15 protein-coding genes and 2 pseudogenes are annotated in these 16,595 nt (G+C 73.7%); 11 read left to right on the top strand and 6 right to left on the bottom strand.

Annotated elements, in window-relative coordinates:
- The first annotated feature begins 174 nt into the window (after positions 1–174).
- A complete protein-coding gene (locus ACQEVC_RS13380) occupies positions 175–879 on the top strand; it encodes a ferritin-like fold-containing protein (protein ID WP_432876776.1) in 705 nt (234 codons plus the stop codon).
- Positions 880–1,079: 200 nt separating this feature from the next.
- Here the strand turns inward: ACQEVC_RS13380 and ACQEVC_RS13385 are convergent, their stop codons facing one another.
- Both ACQEVC_RS13385 and ACQEVC_RS13390 read right to left on the bottom strand, forming a co-directional pair.
- Positions 1,080–1,307 (bottom strand): DUF3107 domain-containing protein, encoded by a 228-nt coding sequence (locus tag ACQEVC_RS13385; RefSeq protein WP_318396012.1) that lies wholly within the window; start codon positions 1,305–1,307, stop codon positions 1,080–1,082.
- A gap of 91 nt (positions 1,308–1,398) precedes the next feature.
- Positions 1,399–2,037, bottom strand: a complete 639-nt coding sequence (locus tag ACQEVC_RS13390; protein ID WP_432876779.1) for a TetR/AcrR family transcriptional regulator — start codon at positions 2,035–2,037, stop codon at positions 1,399–1,401.
- A gap of 147 nt (positions 2,038–2,184) precedes the next feature.
- Here ACQEVC_RS13390 and ACQEVC_RS13395 point away from each other — a divergent pair, with 147 nt between their 5' ends.
- From ACQEVC_RS13395 to ACQEVC_RS13430, 8 genes are all read left to right on the top strand, one after another.
- Positions 2,185–5,049 (top strand): hypothetical protein, encoded by a 2,865-nt coding sequence (locus ACQEVC_RS13395; protein WP_432876781.1) that lies wholly within the window; start codon positions 2,185–2,187, stop codon positions 5,047–5,049.
- A gap of 129 nt (positions 5,050–5,178) precedes the next feature.
- Positions 5,179–6,144, top strand: a complete 966-nt coding sequence (locus ACQEVC_RS13400) for an alpha/beta fold hydrolase (protein WP_432876783.1) — start codon at positions 5,179–5,181, stop codon at positions 6,142–6,144.
- A gap of 209 nt (positions 6,145–6,353) precedes the next feature.
- Positions 6,354–7,133 carry a DUF3152 domain-containing protein gene (locus ACQEVC_RS13405; RefSeq protein WP_432891360.1) on the top strand — a complete coding sequence of 260 codons (780 nt, stop codon included), beginning with the start codon at positions 6,354–6,356 and terminating at the stop codon, positions 7,131–7,133.
- Positions 7,134–7,274: 141 nt separating this feature from the next.
- Complete coding sequence (locus ACQEVC_RS13410) at positions 7,275–8,129, top strand: DUF3152 domain-containing protein (RefSeq protein WP_432876785.1); 855 nt, start codon at positions 7,275–7,277, stop codon at positions 8,127–8,129.
- A gap of 127 nt (positions 8,130–8,256) precedes the next feature.
- Positions 8,257–9,459, top strand: a complete 1,203-nt coding sequence (moeZ, locus tag ACQEVC_RS13415; protein WP_318396103.1) for an adenylyltransferase/sulfurtransferase MoeZ — start codon at positions 8,257–8,259, stop codon at positions 9,457–9,459.
- Between the two features lie 154 nt (positions 9,460–9,613).
- The gene (locus tag ACQEVC_RS13420; RefSeq protein ID WP_432876787.1) at positions 9,614–10,585 is read left to right on the top strand and encodes an ABC transporter ATP-binding protein; all 972 of its coding nucleotides are present in this window, start codon (positions 9,614–9,616) and stop codon (positions 10,583–10,585) included.
- Positions 10,582–11,433 (top strand): ABC transporter permease, encoded by an 852-nt coding sequence (locus tag ACQEVC_RS13425; RefSeq protein ID WP_432876789.1) that lies wholly within the window; start codon positions 10,582–10,584, stop codon positions 11,431–11,433. The genes ACQEVC_RS13420 and ACQEVC_RS13425 overlap by 4 nt, the downstream gene beginning before the upstream one ends.
- The gene (locus ACQEVC_RS13430; protein ID WP_318396006.1) at positions 11,433–11,675 is read left to right on the top strand and encodes a helix-turn-helix transcriptional regulator; all 243 of its coding nucleotides are present in this window, start codon (positions 11,433–11,435) and stop codon (positions 11,673–11,675) included. Before ACQEVC_RS13425 ends, ACQEVC_RS13430 begins: the two co-directional genes overlap by 1 nt.
- Positions 11,676–11,705: 30 nt before the next feature.
- Here the strand turns inward: ACQEVC_RS13430 and proB are convergent.
- Positions 11,706–12,680: pseudogene (proB, locus tag ACQEVC_RS13435) on the bottom strand (glutamate 5-kinase); the annotation flags it as partial.
- A 117-nt stretch (positions 12,681–12,797) separates the two neighbouring features.
- Positions 12,798–12,935, bottom strand: a pseudogene (locus tag ACQEVC_RS13440) (glutamate 5-kinase); the annotation flags it as partial.
- A 71-nt stretch (positions 12,936–13,006) separates the two neighbouring features.
- Here ACQEVC_RS13440 and ACQEVC_RS13445 point away from each other — a divergent pair.
- The gene (locus tag ACQEVC_RS13445; protein ID WP_318396004.1) at positions 13,007–13,315 is read left to right on the top strand and encodes an MGMT family protein; all 309 of its coding nucleotides are present in this window, start codon (positions 13,007–13,009) and stop codon (positions 13,313–13,315) included.
- A 124-nt stretch (positions 13,316–13,439) separates the two neighbouring features.
- Here ACQEVC_RS13445 and ACQEVC_RS13450 read toward each other — a convergent pair whose 3' ends face one another.
- Entirely contained in the window at positions 13,440–14,087 is a 648-nt protein-coding gene (locus ACQEVC_RS13450) for a hypothetical protein (RefSeq protein WP_432876793.1), read from the bottom strand.
- Positions 14,088–14,221: 134 nt separating this feature from the next.
- Here ACQEVC_RS13450 and ACQEVC_RS13455 point away from each other — a divergent pair, with 134 nt between their 5' ends.
- Positions 14,222–15,202, top strand: coding sequence for a TAXI family TRAP transporter solute-binding subunit (locus ACQEVC_RS13455; RefSeq protein ID WP_432876796.1), 981 nt, complete (start codon positions 14,222–14,224; stop codon positions 15,200–15,202).
- A gap of 9 nt (positions 15,203–15,211) precedes the next feature.
- On the opposite strand, the gene ACQEVC_RS13460 is transcribed toward ACQEVC_RS13455, so the two are convergent.
- On the bottom strand, positions 15,212–16,588 hold the full coding sequence (locus ACQEVC_RS13460) for an ATP-binding protein (RefSeq protein ID WP_432876800.1): 1,377 nt from the start codon (positions 16,586–16,588) through the stop codon (positions 15,212–15,214).
- Positions 16,589–16,595 lie beyond the last annotated feature (7 nt).

The raw sequence follows: 16,595 nt of genomic DNA on the forward strand, positions 1-16,595 counted from the left end.
TCCCGGGAGGCGCCCGTCGACCGGGGTCCGGCGATGTGACGTGCGTTACATATCTGCTCCGGCGGGTGGCCCACGTACCCGGCGACTGTCGGGCCGGCGGGGCGGTGCCGTTCGGTGCGGCGGGTCCTTTGCCGGCGGGGCCCGGCCCGGGCGGCCGAGCGGTACCCTGCGGGCGTGTCCGCCCCCGCAGAGCCCGCCCCGATCCCGTCCCGCATCCCCGCCGAGCCGGCCGGCCCGACCGTCCCCGGCGCCGTCGTCGACCTGCTGGGCCTGGTCGCGTACGGCGAACTGGTGGCTTTCGACCGGATGGCCGCCGACGCCCGGTTGGCCCCTGATCTGGCTCGACGTGCCGTACTGAGCGAAATGGCCGCCGTCGAGATCGCCAACTACCGGCGGCTCGCCGACCGGCTGACCGAACTCGGCGTACCGCCCGGCGAGGCGATGGCCCCGTTCGTGCCGGCGCTCCAGTCGTACCACGACTCGACCGAGCCGAAGGACTGGCTGGAGGCGCTGACCAAGGCGTACGTCGGGGACGCCGTCGCCGACGACTTCCTCCGGGAGATGGCGGGGTTCCTGGCCGAGCCCGACCGGCAGCTCGTGCTCGACGTGCTGCACGGCTCCCGGTACGACGAGTTCGCCGGTCAGGAGATCCGGCTCGCCATCCAGGCCGACCCGAAGGTCGCGAACCGGCTCTCGATGTGGGCCCGGCGGCTGGTCGGCGAGGGGCTATCCCAGGCGGGACGGACCGCCGGCGAGCGGGTGGCGCTGACCGCCCTGATCGCGACCGGCTTCGACGACCAGTCGGGCGTGCAGACGCTGTTCAAGCGACTGACCGCCGCGCACACCGCGAGGATGTCGGCGGTCGGGCTGAACAACTGAGCCCGGTCGGTGCGAACGACTCCCGTCCCGGGTTGGCCGCGACCGCCGCCCGGATGCTGTGCCCCGGTGCCCGCAGCCGCAGGTCGTGCACGGCGACCCGGCTCCGGTGCTGCCGGTGGTGGCGACCAGGCTGCCGGTGGTGGCGACCAGGCGGTGCCCCGCCCCGACGGTGCCGGGGCGGGCGCGGGTCCGGGTCCGGGTCAGCGGGCGACGAAGCCGACCGCCCGGGGCGATGCCTCGGCGATCTCGACGTAGGCCACCTTGCTGACCGGCACGATGACCCGACGGCCCTTCTCGTCCGTCAGCGACAGCGTGCCGTCGTTGCTGCTGAGGGCGTCGGTCACGATCTGCTCGATCTCGGCCGGCGTCTGCGCGCTCTCCAGGACCAGCTCGCGCGGCGCGTACTGCACGCCGATCTTGACCTCCACGTGGCCTCCTCGTTCGGGGCGAAAGATCCGCCGTCGGAAAGGCTATCCGATCCGCGCCGGTTACGTTCAGGCTGACTCGCCCTGCAACCGTTCAGGCTGACTCGCCCTGCAACGGAAAGCTCGCGATTCCGCGCCAGGACAGCCCGGTGAGCAGCGCCTCGGCCTCGGCCTTCGGCACCTGCCGCCCGCCGGCGAGCCAGAACTGGGCCGCGGTCTCGGCCGCGCCGACCAGCCCGGAGGCGAGCAGTTCGGCCCGGGACCGGCTCACCCCGGTGTCCGAGATGATGGCGTCGGTGATGGCGGCGATGCAGCCCTGCTCCACCCGTTCGACCCGCTCGCGTACGGCCGGCTCGTTGCGCAGGTCCGACTCGAACACCAGCCGGAACGCGCCGCTCTCGTGGTCGACGAAGTCGAAGTACGCCCGGACGGCCCCGCTGACCCGTTCCTTGTTGTCGGTGGTCGCCGCCATCGCCTCCCGGACCTTGGCCACGATCGCGTCGCAGTGCGTGTCCAGCAGCGCCAGATAGAGCTCCAGCTTTCCGGGGAAGTGCTGGTAGAGAACGGGCTTGGAGACCCCGGCCCGCTCGGCGATGTCGTCCATCGCGGCCGAGTGGTATCCCTGGGCGACGAACACATCCTGGGCCGCCGCCAGCAGTTGCTTACGCCGTGCCGAGCGCGGCAGCCGCGTTGGGCGGCCGGCCGTCTGCGCGCCGTTTCCCACCTGGGTCATGGTCACCTCCGCTTCACCTCGCACGCCGTCGACTCGTTCCGACCGGAGCAGGGATCCATCACTCGACTGCCGAATTAGCCCGCCGCTGTAACTTATCGGCACTGCCACCACACGGTAGCCTCAGCGGGGGCGACCAAGGAGCGCACGGTGGACGAAACAGGGCAACCCGGAGCCCCCACACCGGGAGAACACGGTAACGGGGCAGGTCCGCAGGGTGACCCGGCCCGTCCCGCCAACGGCTGGGCGGCCGACGCGGGCTGGTCCGGCGCCGAGGTCGGCGTCGATCCGAACGGACGGCAGTGGCACCAGCCGGTCGAGCCGGCGGTGAGCCGCGGCTGGGCCGACCACTCGGCCTACAGCCCCCGCCCGCTGCCGGTCTCGCCCAGCATCCCGATCCGCGAGCTTCGGCAACCGGTCAACGGCGTGCACCTGGGCGAGGTGCCCGAGCCGGAGCGGGGCTGGCGCGGCGGACCGGGCTATCCGTACGAGGTGGAGGGGGCCGATCCGGTCGGTCGGCCGGGAGCCGGGCCGGAGCTGCCGGGCGTCGCCGTCACGGACTATCCCGGGCAGCCGGGGCAACTCCCGCCGGGCGAGCCGGATCAGTCCGGTGCCGCCCGGCACGCCTTCGGCGAACCCGGCTACGCAGAGCCGGAACGCGCCGGCATCGGACCGACCGGCCACCCGCCGCGCTGGGGGGAGCCGTCGGCACCGGCCTACCCCGGACCGACCTCCGGACCGCCGGCCGCGGTCTCGGGGCCGCCCAGCGCCGCGCCGGCACCGCCGGTGGTGACGTCGGGCCCGCCGGCCGCCATCTCCGGACCGCCGGCCGTGACCTCCGGGCCGCCGTTTGCGCCGCCCGGGCAGCTGGGCGGCGGGGCGCAGCCCGAGCACCTGGTCGCGGCGGACTTCGAGCGCGGCCGCGGTTTCCGGCCACCGTCCGAGCACGACCATCCGCCGGTGACCGAGATGACCGCGCTGATGCCCGCCGTGCCCCGCCAGCCCGACCGTTCCCCGGCCCTGCCGCCCGTTCCGGAGCAGGCCGGGCCGGCGGGACCGGGCTGGGGTCCGGCCGAAGGCGACGAGCGCGGACCGGCGCCGGTCCATCCGGCCGACGTCCGTGCTCAGGAGCCGGCGAACTGGTCATCCGGCTGGGCCCCGCCATGGGCCCCGGCCGGCGTACCCCCGGAGCAGGAGGGCGGCCGGCAGCCGGAGAGCCAGCACGCCGCAGAGGCCGTCGCGCAGCCCGAGCCGGCCCACGAGCCGGAGGTCCCCGGCGGGCGGGAGCAGCACTGGTCGCCGAGCTGGGCCGACCAGCCGGCGCAGCGGGTACCCGAATCGCCGACCGGGCCGATCCCCCGAGAGGGGCACGCCCTGCCGCCGTCGGCCAACACGGGCTTCGCGAACCCCGCGGCTGCCCGGCACGTCCCGGCGGCGCCGGAGACTGCGGGCCGGCGGTCCGCGCCGAACGAGCCCGGCGGCTATCCCGGGCCGCCCTCGCCCGGGCCGGAGGCGCCGGGCTACCTGCCGGGTCCCGGCGGGCTGTCCGGCCCGACCGGGCCGGAGTCGCCCCGCTACCTGCCCGGCCCGGCCGGGCTGGCCCCCTCGACGCCGGGCGCGGAGCCGTCGGGCCCACCAGGCCCGCCCCCGGGGCCCGCCCCGGGTGCGGAGTCGGCGGGCCATCCGTCGCCCGGGCCCGCCCCCGCTGCCGAGCATTCCGGTTATCCGTCCGGGCCGACCGGCCCGCCGCCGGGTGCCGAACCAGCCGGCTATCCGCCGGTAGGGCAGGCGCCCGGATATCCGTACCGGCGGGAGGCCCTGGCGTTGCCGACCGGGCCGAGCTACCCCGGCGCGCCGTACCGCTATCCGGAGTCGGCCCCGGCGGAGCCCGCGCCCGCCGCGCGGCCGGCGGACCCCGGTGACGTGTTGCCGCAACGCGTCCCGGCCGAGCCAGACGTGCCCACCGTGCCGGAGCCACCCGCCGTGGAGCCGCCCGCCGAGACGCCCGAGCTGGCCCGGATCGCCACCCATCTGCGTCGGGAGGACGGAGCGGCACAGCTGCGCGAGCGACCGGACGGCTTCGACGTCAACGCGATCCTGGACGCGGTCCGGGGAGTCGCCGGGGTACGCGACGCCTCGCTGCGTACCACCCCGGCCGGGGCGCACAGCCTGCGCCTGGACCTCGCCGACGGCGCCGATCCCGCCGAGGTGAGCCGGCACGTGGCACGGCTGCTCCAGGAACGGATGGGACTGGCCGCCGCCCCGCAGAACCTGCCCGGCGCGCCGGCACCGGCACCGACCCCGCCCGGCTTCACCGGGACCGCCGCGCCGACCCGGCCCGGTCCGGGGCAGCCCCGGCACGCGCCGCCGGCCGAGCCGGAGCCCCGGGCCGAGCCGGTGACCGAGGAGCCGCGTCGCCGGCACCAGGCACCGGGTCACCGCGGTCGGGCCACCGTCGGCGAGCCGCCGACGGCGCCGCCCGGAGAGGCCGGCCGGAGCGCTCCACCGCTCGGCGCCAACCCCAGCACCGTCGGCAGCTCCTACTCCGGAAGCCCGGTGACCACCACCGAGACCGCGCCGTCCCGGCCGCTGAACCCGGGTTCGCCGCCCGGACCCCGGGTGATCATCGACCACGTGCAGGTGAGCACCTTCGGCCTGGACGCCACCGTCGAGGTACGGCTGGCCGCCGGAAGGCAGCCGGCGGCCGGGCTGGCCACCGGTCCCGCCGTCGACGGGTACGTGCTGCGGCTCTGCGCCGTGGCGGCGGCCGCGGCCATCGACGAGCTGCTCAGCGCCTCCACCCGGGTCACCGAGCGGGGCCGCTGCTTCGTCGAGCACGCGGCGGTGGTGCCGTTCGGCAGTTGCGAGGTCGCCACCGTGGTGGTGCTGCTGGTCTGCGACGGTTGGGTCGAGCAGCTCGCCGGCTCGGCGCTGGTCTCCGGCGACCCGCGGCAGGCCGTGGTCCGGGCCACCCTGGCAGCGGTGAACCGCCGGCTTGAGGCGTTGCTCACCTGACCCGACCGGCGGGGCAAACGGAACGAACCGGGGCGGAGGCATCCAGACGGGCCTCCGCCCCGGACCCGTTCCCGGCCCGGCCTGGTCCGGCCCGCCGCGTGATCTCCGTACGGCCGGCACACTTGACTGATGAAGCGTGCGCTGCTGGCGGCGGACGAGTCGATCGCCCGGGACGAGGTGCCGCCACCCTGGCCCGGCCGGGGCGTACGGGTCGACGGCTCGATCACCTACGTCCGGGAGACCCCGGCCACCCGGTCGGACGGCGAGCCGGCGCTCTACGTGCACGGGCTGGGCGGCTCGGCCCAGAACTGGACCGACCTCGCCGGTCTGCTCGCCGACCGGCTCGACGGGCACGCCATTGACCTGCCCGGCTTCGGGCGGAGCGACCCGGCCCGGAAATACACCATCCCGGCCTTCGCCGACCGGGTGATCCGGTACATCGAGCACTCCGGTCGGGGGCCGGTGCACCTGTTCGGCAACTCGCTCGGCGGTGCGGTCTCGGTACGCGTCGCCGGTCTCCGCCCCGACCTGGTCCGTACGCTCACCCTGGTCTCACCGGCGATGCCGTTCCTGGACCCGCGCCGGTCCCTCCAGGGTCGGGTACTGCCACTGCTGGCGGTGCCCATGGCGGAGCGGTTCGCCTCGCGCTGGCTGACCCAGTTGCCGCCGGAGGAGCTGGCCCGGCAGGTGATGGAGGCGTGTGTCGCCGACACGACCCGAATCTGCGACCAGCGCCGGCTGGAGGCGATCGAGGAGATCCGGATCCGGTACACGACGGAGCACTACGCGGCGGCCTACCTGCGTACGCTGCGCGGCCTGGTCGGCAGTTTCGTCCGGGCGTACCTGCCGGGGTCCGGCTCGCTCTGGCGGATCGCCACCATGATCACCGCCCCGACGCTGGTGATCGGCGGCGGACAGGACCGGCTGGTCGACGTCCGGGTACCGGCGCAGGTTGCCCGGGCCATTCCGGACAGCCGACTGCTGCTGCTGACCGGCGTCGGGCACGTCGCGCAGCTCGAGGTGCCCCGGACGGTCGCCCGGGCGGCGCTGGCGCTGCTGGACGAGACCAGCCCGCTGCCGACCGCCCCCCGCTGACCGCCGTCCGGTGACCGCCGCCGGCCGACTCCGGCGGGTGATCTGGAGTTACGGGTGCAACCAACCGGGCAGGCCGGGCGTACTAAGTAACTGTGTGGAAGAGAGAGCGTCGCCAACCCCCGGCACCGGGTGCCGTACCGCCGGCTTCCGACTCGCCGCATCGGGACCGGGCCCGGCGGTTCCGGCGCGGCCGGAGGCTGGTGGTGCTCATGCTGGCTGTGGCCGGCGCGGTCGGGGTGGTCGGGGTCCTGGTGCCACCGGCCGACCGGTTGGCCGGGGACGAGCCGCAGGCCGTCGCCCAGCCGGCCGTACCGGCGACGACGCCGGCCGCCGTCGCGACCGCCACCCCGACGCCCACACCGAGCCGGCCGCCCGCGCCGGTGCTGCGGCTCACCGACCCGGTGCCGTCGACCGGGCCGGGCAGTTTCAGCTATGCCACCGGCCGGGGCGAGCTGCTGGGCCGGGCCGGGGCGGTGCGGCGCTACCGGGTGGCGGTGGAGCGGAACGTCGATGAGCGCGTCGCGGAGTTCGCCGCGAAGGTGGACGCCTCGCTGGCCGACCCGCGCAGCTGGATCGGCAGCGGGCGGCTGCGGTTGCAGCGGGTACCGGACAAGGCCGGGCACGACTTCACGGTGTACCTGGTCACCGCCGGTACGGCCCGGCAGATGTGCGCCGCGTCCGGAGTGGACATCCGGGTCGGCGGCAAGCCGTACACCTCCTGCCGGGGCACCGGACGGGTCATCATCAACCTGGACCGCTGGATGCGCTCCGTCCCGCACTACGTGTCGGCCAGGGTGCCGCTGGACCGGTACCGGACGTACGTGGTCAACCACGAGGTCGGGCACGAACTGGGGCACGGGCACGAGCGCTGTCCCCGCCGGGGTCGGGCCGCCCCGGTGATGATGCAGCAGACGCTCTTCCTCGACGGCTGCGTGCCGAACCCGTGGCCGTACCTGGAGGGCGAACGGTACGCCGGTCCCTCGCTGTAGGCGGTGGGAAAGCGACCTGGACGCTGACCCGCCGGCATGGAGAAAGCGCTGACCCGCCGGCATGAAGAAAGCGCTGACCCGCCGGTATGGAGAAAGCGACCCTGGACGCTGACCCGCCGGCATGGAAGGCTGAGGCCCGCCATGACGAATCCGGCAAACCCTCCCGACCATGGCCGTTTTCCCGCGCGCTCCGGCGGCCGGCTCGAACGGCAGCGGGTCGCCGCCGCTCAGGCCCGTCGACGGCGCCGCCGTACCGTCGCGCTCGCACTGCTGGCGGTCGCCGCCGGCCTGCTCACGGTCGGTTTGGTGCACACCCGGCCGGGCGGGTTCGGTTCGACCGTGGCCGCGGCCGGCCGGGGCGGGGTGGTCGCCGGGGCGGCGAGCACGGCGGCCGGGCGGAGCGGTCCGACCACCGACCCCGGCGCCGGCTATCCGACCACCGGGCCGGGCACCTTCGGGTACGCCTCCGCCGGCCGGGTGCTCGGCAAGGCGGGTACGCTGCGTCGCTACCACGTCGCCGTGGAGCAGGGCATGGGGCAGGACGTGGCCACCTTCGCCGCCGCCGTCGACGCGGTGCTCGGCGACCCACGGGGCTGGACGGCGTCCGGGAAGCTCCGGCTCCAGCGGGTGGCCAAGGCGACGAAGGCCCAGTTCACCGTCTTCCTGGCCACTCCGGGGACCTCGGAGCGGATGTGCGGCACCGCCGGCCTGCACACCGAGCGGTACGGCTCGTGCCGGCTGCCGGGGCAGGTGGTGCTGAACGTCGGGCGCTGGCTGACCGCAGTGCCCGACTACGGTGCGTCACTTGAGGTCTACCAGGCATTCGCCGTGAACCACGAGGTCGGGCACGAACTCGGCGAGGAGCACCAGGGCTGTCCCCGGCCCGGTGCACCGGCGCCGGTGATGCTCCAGCAGACGTACGGGCTGCGCGGCTGCGCGCCGAACGGCTGGCCGTACGTGGACGGGCAGCGGTACGTCGGTCCGCCGATCCCCTGACCGGCGGTCGTATTCCCCGCTCCCGGATTTCGGGCAGGTGTTTCAGCTCATGGTCTATTCGCGCCTCGGCGAGGAACAATGGCCGGACATGCCACTGTCGATGCGCTCAGCCGCCGGCTGAGCGAGGATCCGAACCGGGGAGTCCACCGTGTCACTGCCCCCGCTCGTCGAGCCCGCCGCCGAGCTGACCGTTGACGAGATCCGCCGCTACTCGCGCCACCTGATCATCCCGGACGTCGGGGTCGAGGGGCAGAAGCGGCTGAAAAACGCCCGGGTGCTCTGCGTCGGTGCCGGCGGCCTCGGCTCGCCCGCCCTGATGTACCTGGCCGCGGCCGGGGTCGGCACGCTCGGCATCATCGACTTCGACACCGTCGACGAGTCGAACCTCCAGCGGCAGATCATCCACGGTCAGTCGGACGTCGGCCGGTCGAAGGCCGAGTCCGCGGCGGCGAGCATCCGCGAGATCAACCCGCTGGTGCAGGTCGAGATCCACAACACCGCACTGGACCGGGACAACGTGCTGGAGATCTTCGGCCAGTACGACCTGATCGTCGACGGTACGGACAACTTCGCCACCCGCTACATGGTCAACGACGCGGCGGTACTGCTCGGCAAGCCGTACGTCTGGGGGTCGATCTACCGGTTCGACGGGCAGGCGTCGGTGTTCTGGGCCGAGCACGGCCCCTGCTACCGCTGCCTCTACCCGGAGCCGCCGCCGCCCGGCATGGTGCCGTCCTGCGCCGAGGGCGGGGTGCTCGGCGTGCTCTGCGCCTCGATCGGCTCGATCCAGGTCACCGAGGCGATCAAGCTGCTGACCGGGATCGGCGAGCCGCTGGTCGGCCGGCTGACGGTCTACGACGCGCTGGAGATGTCGTACCGGAAGATCAAGGTCCGCAAGGACCCGAACTGCGCGCTCTGCGGGGAGAACCCGACCGTCACCGAGCTGCTGGAGGACTACGAGGACTTCTGCGGCGCGGTCTCGCCGGAGGCCGAGGAGGCGGTGGCCGACTCGACCATCACGGCCCGGGAGCTGAAGGAGTGGCAGGACGCCGGCAAGGACATCTTCCTGGTCGACGTCCGGGAGCCGGCGGAATACGAGATCGTCCGTATCCCCGGCGCGACGCTGATCCCGAAGGGCGACATCCTCTCCGGTACGGCGCTGGCCACGCTGCCGCAGGACAAGCAGATCGTGCTGCACTGCAAGTCCGGCGTACGCTCCGCGGAGGCGCTGGCCGCGGTGAAGGCCGCCGGTTTCCGCGACGCGGTGCACGTGCAGGGCGGGGTGCTCTCCTGGATCAAGCAGATCGACCCGTCGCTGCCCGCCTACTGAACCTTTCGATCTCGCGCCGGGCCTGGCCCGGTACCCCGATGCGGGGCAGCTCCCTCCCGGAGCTGCCCCGCATCGCGTTGGCAATACTCTTGCTCAGTTGTGTAGTAGATGTACTATCTCCTCGCGTAGAGGTTGGACGAGGGGGTGTAGATCTATGACCATCGCCGAGACTCCGGGCCGGACCTCCGAGCCCGCCGGGTCGCCGGTCGAGCAGCCCGTGCTGGACGTCCGTGATCTGCGGATGCGCTACGGCAGCACCGACGTGCTGACCGGCGTCACGTTCACGGCCCGGCCCGGCGAGGTGCTGGCGCTGCTCGGCCCCAACGGTGCCGGCAAGACGACGACCATCGAGATCCTGGAGGGGTTCCGGATGCGGTCGGCCGGCGAGGTCGCCGTGGTCGGCGTGGACCCGGCACACGGGGACGAGCGGTGGCGGGCCCGGCTGGGCGTGGTGCTCCAGTCCTGGCGCGACCACGCCAAGTGGCGGGTGCGTGAGCTGCTCGGCCACCTCGGCTCGTACTACCTGCCCTACTCGACCGACCAGATCCGGCGGCCGTGGGACGTCGACGACCTGATCGACGCCGTCGGGCTCAACCCGCACGCCACCAAGCGGGTCGGCCAGCTCTCCGGGGGGCAGCGGCGGCGGCTGGACGTCGCGATCGGCATCGTCGGCCGTCCCGAGCTGCTCTTCCTCGACGAGCCCACGGCCGGATTCGACCCGGAGGCCCGGCGCGAGTTCCACGACCTGGTGCACCGGCTCACCGACCTGGAGCAGACCACGATCCTGCTCACCACGCACGACCTGGACGAGGCCGAGAAGCTGGCCGACCGGATCCTGATCCTGGCCGGCGGCTCGATCATCGCCGACGGCTCGGCAGACCAACTCTCCCGGCGGATGTCCTCGGAGGCCGAGGTCAAGTGGAGCCGGGACGGGCAGCGGTTCGTGCACGCCACCACCGATGCCACCACGTTCGTCCGGGAGTTGTTCCAGCAGTACGGCGACGGCGTCGCCGATCTGGAGGTCCGGCGAGCGAGCCTGGAGGACACCTACATGGCACTGGTCCGGGAGTTCGAGTCCGGCCGGAGCCTCGCCACGCTGCGCGAGTTCGAGGAGGCGGGCCGGTGAACCCGACGGTGATCGCCCTCCGGGCCGGGGTACGGCGCGGCGGGATCGAGGTGCGGCAGAGCCTGGTGAGCGTGCAGGACCTGTGGAACTACTTCTTCCCCAACCTGGCGTTCCTGGTCGTCATGTTCTTCATGCGGGACGCCACGGTGCCCGGCACGAACTTCTCGCTCGGCGCCCGTACGCTGCCCAGCGTGCTCGGCGGCGGGCTGGCGTTCGGGGCGCTGGTGACGATGATGATGGCCCTCACCGTCGAACGGGAGGACGGCACCCTGCTGCGGGCCAAGGCGATTCCGAACGGCATGCTCGGCTATCTGGTCGGCAAGGTGGTGCAGGTCTCCGGGATGACGCTGATCAGCTCCGTCATCCTGGTGATTCCCGGAGTGTTGCTGGTGGACGGGGTGGAACTGCGCGGCCCGGGCGCCTGGCTGACCCTGCTCGGGGTACTCGTACTCGGCCTGGTCGCCTGCCTGCCACTCGGTGCGATCCTCGGCTCACTCTTCGCCAACCCCCGCAACGTCGGCGTCATCATGCTGCCTATCATGGGCCTCGTCGCGACCTCCGGGATCTTCTATCCGATCACCAACTTCCCGGTCTGGTTGCAGTGGATCGGCCAGGCGTTCCCGGTCTACTGGCTGGGCCTGGGCACGCGTTCGGCCCTGCTGCCGCCCGAACTGGCGGCGGTGGAGATCGGTGGGTCCTGGCGACACCTGGAGACGTTCGGCATGCTCGCCGGCTGGGCCGTGCTGGGCCTGGTGGTGGCGCCGATCGTATTGCGCCGGATGGCCCGGCGGGAATCCGGTTCGAGCGTCGCCGCTCGGAAGGAGAAGGCGATGCAGAGGATCAACTGATGAGCGAGGCGATCTACAACCGCATCGCGGTGCTCCGGGCCGAACGCGGGATCTCCCGACGGGATCTCGCCGACGCGCTCGGGGTGCACTACCAGACGATCGGTTACCTGGAACGCGGCGAATACAACCCGAGCCTGCACCTGGCGCTGCGGATCGCGCAGTACTTCGAGGTCTCGGTGGAGGTGGTCTTCTCCACCGAGCCCTTCCCCCGGATCGGCGCCGCCGAACGGGCCACGGCCTGAGCCTGCGGCGGGCCCCCGCCGATCGGTACCTCAGACCAGCAGCACCAGGTCGTCGCGGTGCACGACCTCGCGCTCGTAGCCGGGGCCGAGGGCGGCGGCGAGTTCCGAGGTGGAGCGGCCGAGCAGGCCGGGCAACTCCACCGCGTCGTAGTTGACCAGTCCACGGGCGACCGCCGCTCCCGCGTCGTCCACCAGGTCGACCGGATCACCGGCGGTGAAGGTGCCGTCGACCGCCGTGATCCCGGCCGGGAGCAGGGACTTGCGCCGGGCCACCACCGCCTGCACCGCACCGGGGTCCAGATGCAGCCGCCCCCGGGGCGAGGTCGCGTGGGCCAGCCAGAAGAGCCGGGCCGCCGGGCGTTGGCGTACCCGGTGGAAGAAGGTGCCGACCGGCTCGCCGGCCAGCGCCGCGGGCGCCAGCGGCGCGGCGGTCAGCACCACCGGGATACCGAAGCCGGTCGCGATCCGGGCCGCCTCCACCTTGGTCACCATGCCGCCGGTACCGACCCCGGCCCGGCCGGCCCGGCCGATCGCCACGTCGGCGAGATCCTGCTCGTCGCGGACCTCCTCGATGCGTACCGTGCCGGGACGGGCCGGGTCGCCGGTGTAGAGCGCGTCCACGTCGGAGAGCAGCACCAGCAGGTCGGCGTGGACCAGTGCGGCCACCAGCGCCGCCAACCGGTCGTTGTCGCCGAACCGGATCTCGTCGGTCGCCACGGTGTCGTTCTCGTTGACGATCGGCACCGCGCCGAGGTCGAGCAGTTTGCGCAGCGTGCGATAGGCGTTGCGGTAGTGCGCTCGCCGGGTCACGTCGTCGACGGTGAGCAGCACCTGGCCGACCGTACGGGCGTGCCGGGCGAAACCGGCCGAGTAGCGGCCGATCAGCAGGCCCTGCCCGACGCTGGCCGCGGCCTGCTGGGTGGCCAGGTCACGGGGGCGGGCGGCCAGCCCGAGCGGGGCCAGGCCGGCGGCGATCGCCCCGGACGAGACCAGCACCAGCTCCCGCCGGTCCGCCGGGCCGACCCGCTTGCGGCCCGGCCCGGCCGGTCGGGTACCGGACTCCGGGGCCGGTGCGCCGGAGTCCGGTACCCGCCCGGCCTCCGGGGCCGGTGCGCCGGCCGAACCGTCGGCCAGCCAGCCGGCGAGTACGTCGGCCAGCGCGTCGATCCGCGCCGCGTCCAGGCCACCGGCGGCGGTGGTCAGCGAGGACGAGCCGACCTTGACCACGATCCGGCGCGCTGTGGTAACTGCTTCCCGCACCCGCCCATTCTGCGGTGCCCGGGTCGGCCCGCCCCGCCGGCCCGTCCCGTACTCCCATATCGTGGCAGCTCATGACGCCCGAGGAGTACGTCGAAGAGGTGCTCACGCTGGTCGAGCGGATCCCGCCCGGCCGGGTGATGTCGTACGGCGCCATCGCCGACCACCTGGCCGAGCGGTCCGGCCGGGCGTCGGCCCGGCTGGTCGGCTCGATCATGGCTCGGCACGGTGGCGGAGTGCCGTGGCACCGGGTGGTCAACTCGGCCGGCCGGTTGCCACCCGGGCACGAGCGTGAGGCCCGGGCCCGGCTGCGCGCCGAGGGGACACCGCTGCGCGGCGCCGGAGTCGACATGTCGGCGGCCGACTGGCAGCCGACCGACTGAGGGGGCCGCGACCGGCCGCCGATCCGGTCCCCGCCCCGGTGTGCGGCGACGACGACCGGCACCGGGTGCGCGGCGACGACCGGCACCGGGTGCGCGGCGACGACCGGCACCGGGTGCGCGGCGGTCAGCCCGCCAGGGGGACCGACTGGGCGCTGCGGCGCAGGATGCGTTCCTTGTCCGGGCCGCCCGGCACCGTCACCAGCAGGCAACCCGAGCGGGGCGCGACCGAGGCCGGCGAGCCGAGCAGTTGGGCGCTGCGTACCAGCACCGCGGCGAGTTCGGTGTCGCAGATGCGTACCCCGAGGATGGTGGTCCGGACGTGCCGGCCGGCGGCCAGCAGCGCGGCGCGCCAGGCGGCGGCGGCCAGCGCCTGCCGGCGGGCGTTCCGGGGCGCGGACGCGCCGACGGCGGCCGGGTCGAGCAGGGCCGTCCGCCCCTGCCGCCAGCCCATCGACAGTACGGCGGGCTGCCCGGGATCGGTGAGGTGCAGCCGGTGCAGTTCGTAGCGGCGGCGGACGCCCGCGGTGATCCGCTCCGACCGGGCCGGTGTGCCGAGCCGGGCCAGCAGTTCGCCGAGACGAGTGGCGGCAGCCTCCGAGCTGAACTCGGCCACCATTGTGGTCGGCTGCCGCACCCCCTCCACCCGGATGCACCTGACCAGGCACGCCGCCTCGAAGGCGTCCGCCAGCGAAGCTCGGTCCAGCAGGCTGGTTCTGCCGGACGGCCGTAGGGGCGGCCGCGTTGAGGCGTACGCCCCGGTGCTCCAGACCATTCCTGTCGCCCCCCGTACTCGCGACGACCAACTACGTTCAACGGTGGCCGTTACCGCGCCGAGGCGGTAGACATCGGTTGAAGGCTTGAGCAAAATTTGCGCTGAGTGTCGATCATCGCCGGGGTGGTGGTGGGGTGGGCGGGGCACGGTGGCACCGACGCGTCGGCCGGGGACTGCCCGGCCGGCGGCTCGGCACGCTCGCCGTGACGCTGGCCGTGGTCACCATCGCGTTGCCGGCCACCGCCGGCTGCACCTCGCAGCCGGCCGAGCCGACCAGGCTGCGCATCGCGACCGGCAGTGCCACCGCGGTCTACTACGCCGTCGGTCAGTCCCTGGCCGGCATCCTCAACCGGGAGTTGCCGGACGTCACGGCGAGCGTGGTGGTGACCGCCGCATCGGCGGAGAACGTCTCGCTGGTCTCCACCGGTCGGGCCGAACTGGGCTTCACCCAGGCCGACATCCTGGCCACCGAGCCGGGCGAGGGCACCGGACTGAGTGCCGTTGCCCGGGTCTACGACGACCTGCTGCACCTGGTCACCCTGACCCAGGAGCCGATCCGGCAGTTGACGGACCTGAGCGGCAAGCGGGTGGCGATCGGCGCGCCGGGCTCCGGCACCGCGATCACCGCCGAACGCCTGCTCGACGTGGCCAGGGTCGGCGACAAGCTGGCCGAGAGGCTCCGGCTCGGCATCGACGACTCGGTCGCCGCGCTACGGGCCGGCAGGATCGACGCGTTCTTCTTCTCCGGCGGTCTGCCGGTGAAGGCGGTGGCGGACTTCGCCGCCCAGACCCGGGCCCGCTTCGTCGACCTCGGCCAGTGGGTCGAGCCGCTGCGCCAGTCCTACCGTGAGGTGTACGTCCAGCGGGACATCCCCGCCTCGGCGTACGGGTCGGCGCCGGTGACCACGGTGGCGGTGCCCAACTATCTGGTGGTGGCCACCAGCATGCCGGAGCAGCTCGTCTACGACGTGACCCGGCTACTGATGCAGCGCCGGGACGAGCTGAGCAGCGCCCATCCGGCCGCCGCCCGGCTGAACGTGCAGTCGGCGATCACCACCACCCCGCTGGCGCTGCACCCGGGTGCCGCCCGCTACTACCAGACGCACAAGCCCTGACCAGCGCGTTCACGCCTCGCCGGGCCGGAACCAGACGTCGGCGGTGAGCCCGGTCGGCTCGGCGGAACGCATGGTGAGGCGACCGCCGGAGGCGTCGACCAGTACCGCCACGATGGTCAGGCCGAGCCCCGCCCCGTCGATGTTCTGGGTGTCCGGGGCCCGCCAGAAGCGTTCCGTGGAGGATTCGAGCTGGGCGCCGGTCATCCCCGGTCCGTCGTCGGTGACCCGGACCACCACCCCGTCGTCGGCGCGGTGCACCGAGACCTCGACCCGGCCACCCGGGTGGCCGAACTTGACCGCGTTGTCGATCAGCGCGTCCAGCACCTGGTCGACGGCGGTACGCACGGCCCGGGCGGGGACCGGGCCGGTCACCGGGGCGAGAGTGAGGGTCATGCCCCGGTGGTTGGCCAGCGGTTGCCAGGCGGCGACCCGGGACGCGGCCACCGCCGCCGCGTCCACCACCACCATGGTGTGCTGGGCCCGTTCGGCGCGGGCCAGCGTGAGCAGCCCGTCGAGTACCTGGGCCAGCCGGTCGGTCTCCTCCAGCGCCAGCTTGTGCTCGTCGCGGCCGTACTCGTCGGTCAGGCTCGGCCCGAGTTCCTCGACCCGCAGCCGCAGCGCGGTCAGCGGGTTGCGGAGCTGGTGGCTGGCGTGCGCGACGAAGGCCCGCTGCCGTTCCAGGGCGTCGGCGACCGCGTCGGCCATCTCGTTGAAGCTGGTGGCGAGCCGGCGCAGCTCGGGCGGACCCTGCTGGGTCGGCACCCGGGCCAAGCCGTCGCCGGCCGCGATGTCGTGGGTCACCACGTCGAGTACGGTCACCGGGCGCAGCACCCAGCCGGCCAGCCGGAACGCCGTCATCACCCCGGCGGAGACCGCGAGCAGCCCGACCGCGGCCAGCGCCGCCCACCAGACGGTGACGGTCCGGCGTACCCGCTCGGTGGCGGAGACGGTGATGACGGCACCGATCACCTCACCGCCGTCGTTCACCGGTACGGCCACCACCAGTGGGCCGACCTGCCAGGGCCAGAGCACCTCCGGCACGGTCATCTGCCGGCCGGCGAGGGCGCCGAAGATCGCCGTGTCGGTCAGCTCGGTGTCCAGTCGCGGCCCCGCGGGGGCGGCCACCTGACGCCGTTCCCGGTCGATCACCGCGGCGCTGATCCCGTACAGCTCCTGGTAGCGCTGCAACTCGTCGTAGATCGCGCTGACCGCACCGGTACGCAGCGCGGTGGCGGAGAGCGAGGCGAACCGGTTGGCGTCGGCGAGCCGGTCCGCCCGGATCCGTTCGGTCTCCCGGTTGGCGAGGGTGATCGCCAGCGGGGTCTCCAGGGCGAGCAGTACCAGGATCATGAGCAGCGAGTAGCTGAAGACCAGACGGCGGCGCACGGAACGG

The sequence above is a fragment of the Plantactinospora sp. CA-294935 genome (assembly GCF_050936445.1).
Classification (GTDB): domain Bacteria; phylum Actinomycetota; class Actinomycetes; order Mycobacteriales; family Micromonosporaceae; genus Plantactinospora.

Coding starts and splice junctions, on each gene's coding strand:
- ACQEVC_RS13420 (WP_432876787.1), top strand. CDS start 9,614: ATGACCATCGCCGAGACTCCGGGCCGGACCTCCGAGCCCGCCGGGTCG.
- ACQEVC_RS13430 (WP_318396006.1), top strand. CDS start 11,433: ATGAGCGAGGCGATCTACAACCGCATCGCGGTGCTCCGGGCCGAACGC.
- ACQEVC_RS13400 (WP_432876783.1), top strand. CDS start 5,179: ATGAAGCGTGCGCTGCTGGCGGCGGACGAGTCGATCGCCCGGGACGAG.
- ACQEVC_RS13390 (WP_432876779.1), bottom strand. CDS start 2,037: ATGACCCAGGTGGGAAACGGCGCGCAGACGGCCGGCCGCCCAACGCGG.
- ACQEVC_RS13410 (WP_432876785.1), top strand. CDS start 7,275: ATGACGAATCCGGCAAACCCTCCCGACCATGGCCGTTTTCCCGCGCGC.
- ACQEVC_RS13405 (WP_432891360.1), top strand. CDS start 6,354: ATGCTGGCTGTGGCCGGCGCGGTCGGGGTGGTCGGGGTCCTGGTGCCA.
- ACQEVC_RS13450 (WP_432876793.1), bottom strand. CDS start 14,087: ATGGTCTGGAGCACCGGGGCGTACGCCTCAACGCGGCCGCCCCTACGG.
- ACQEVC_RS13445 (WP_318396004.1), top strand. CDS start 13,007: ATGACGCCCGAGGAGTACGTCGAAGAGGTGCTCACGCTGGTCGAGCGG.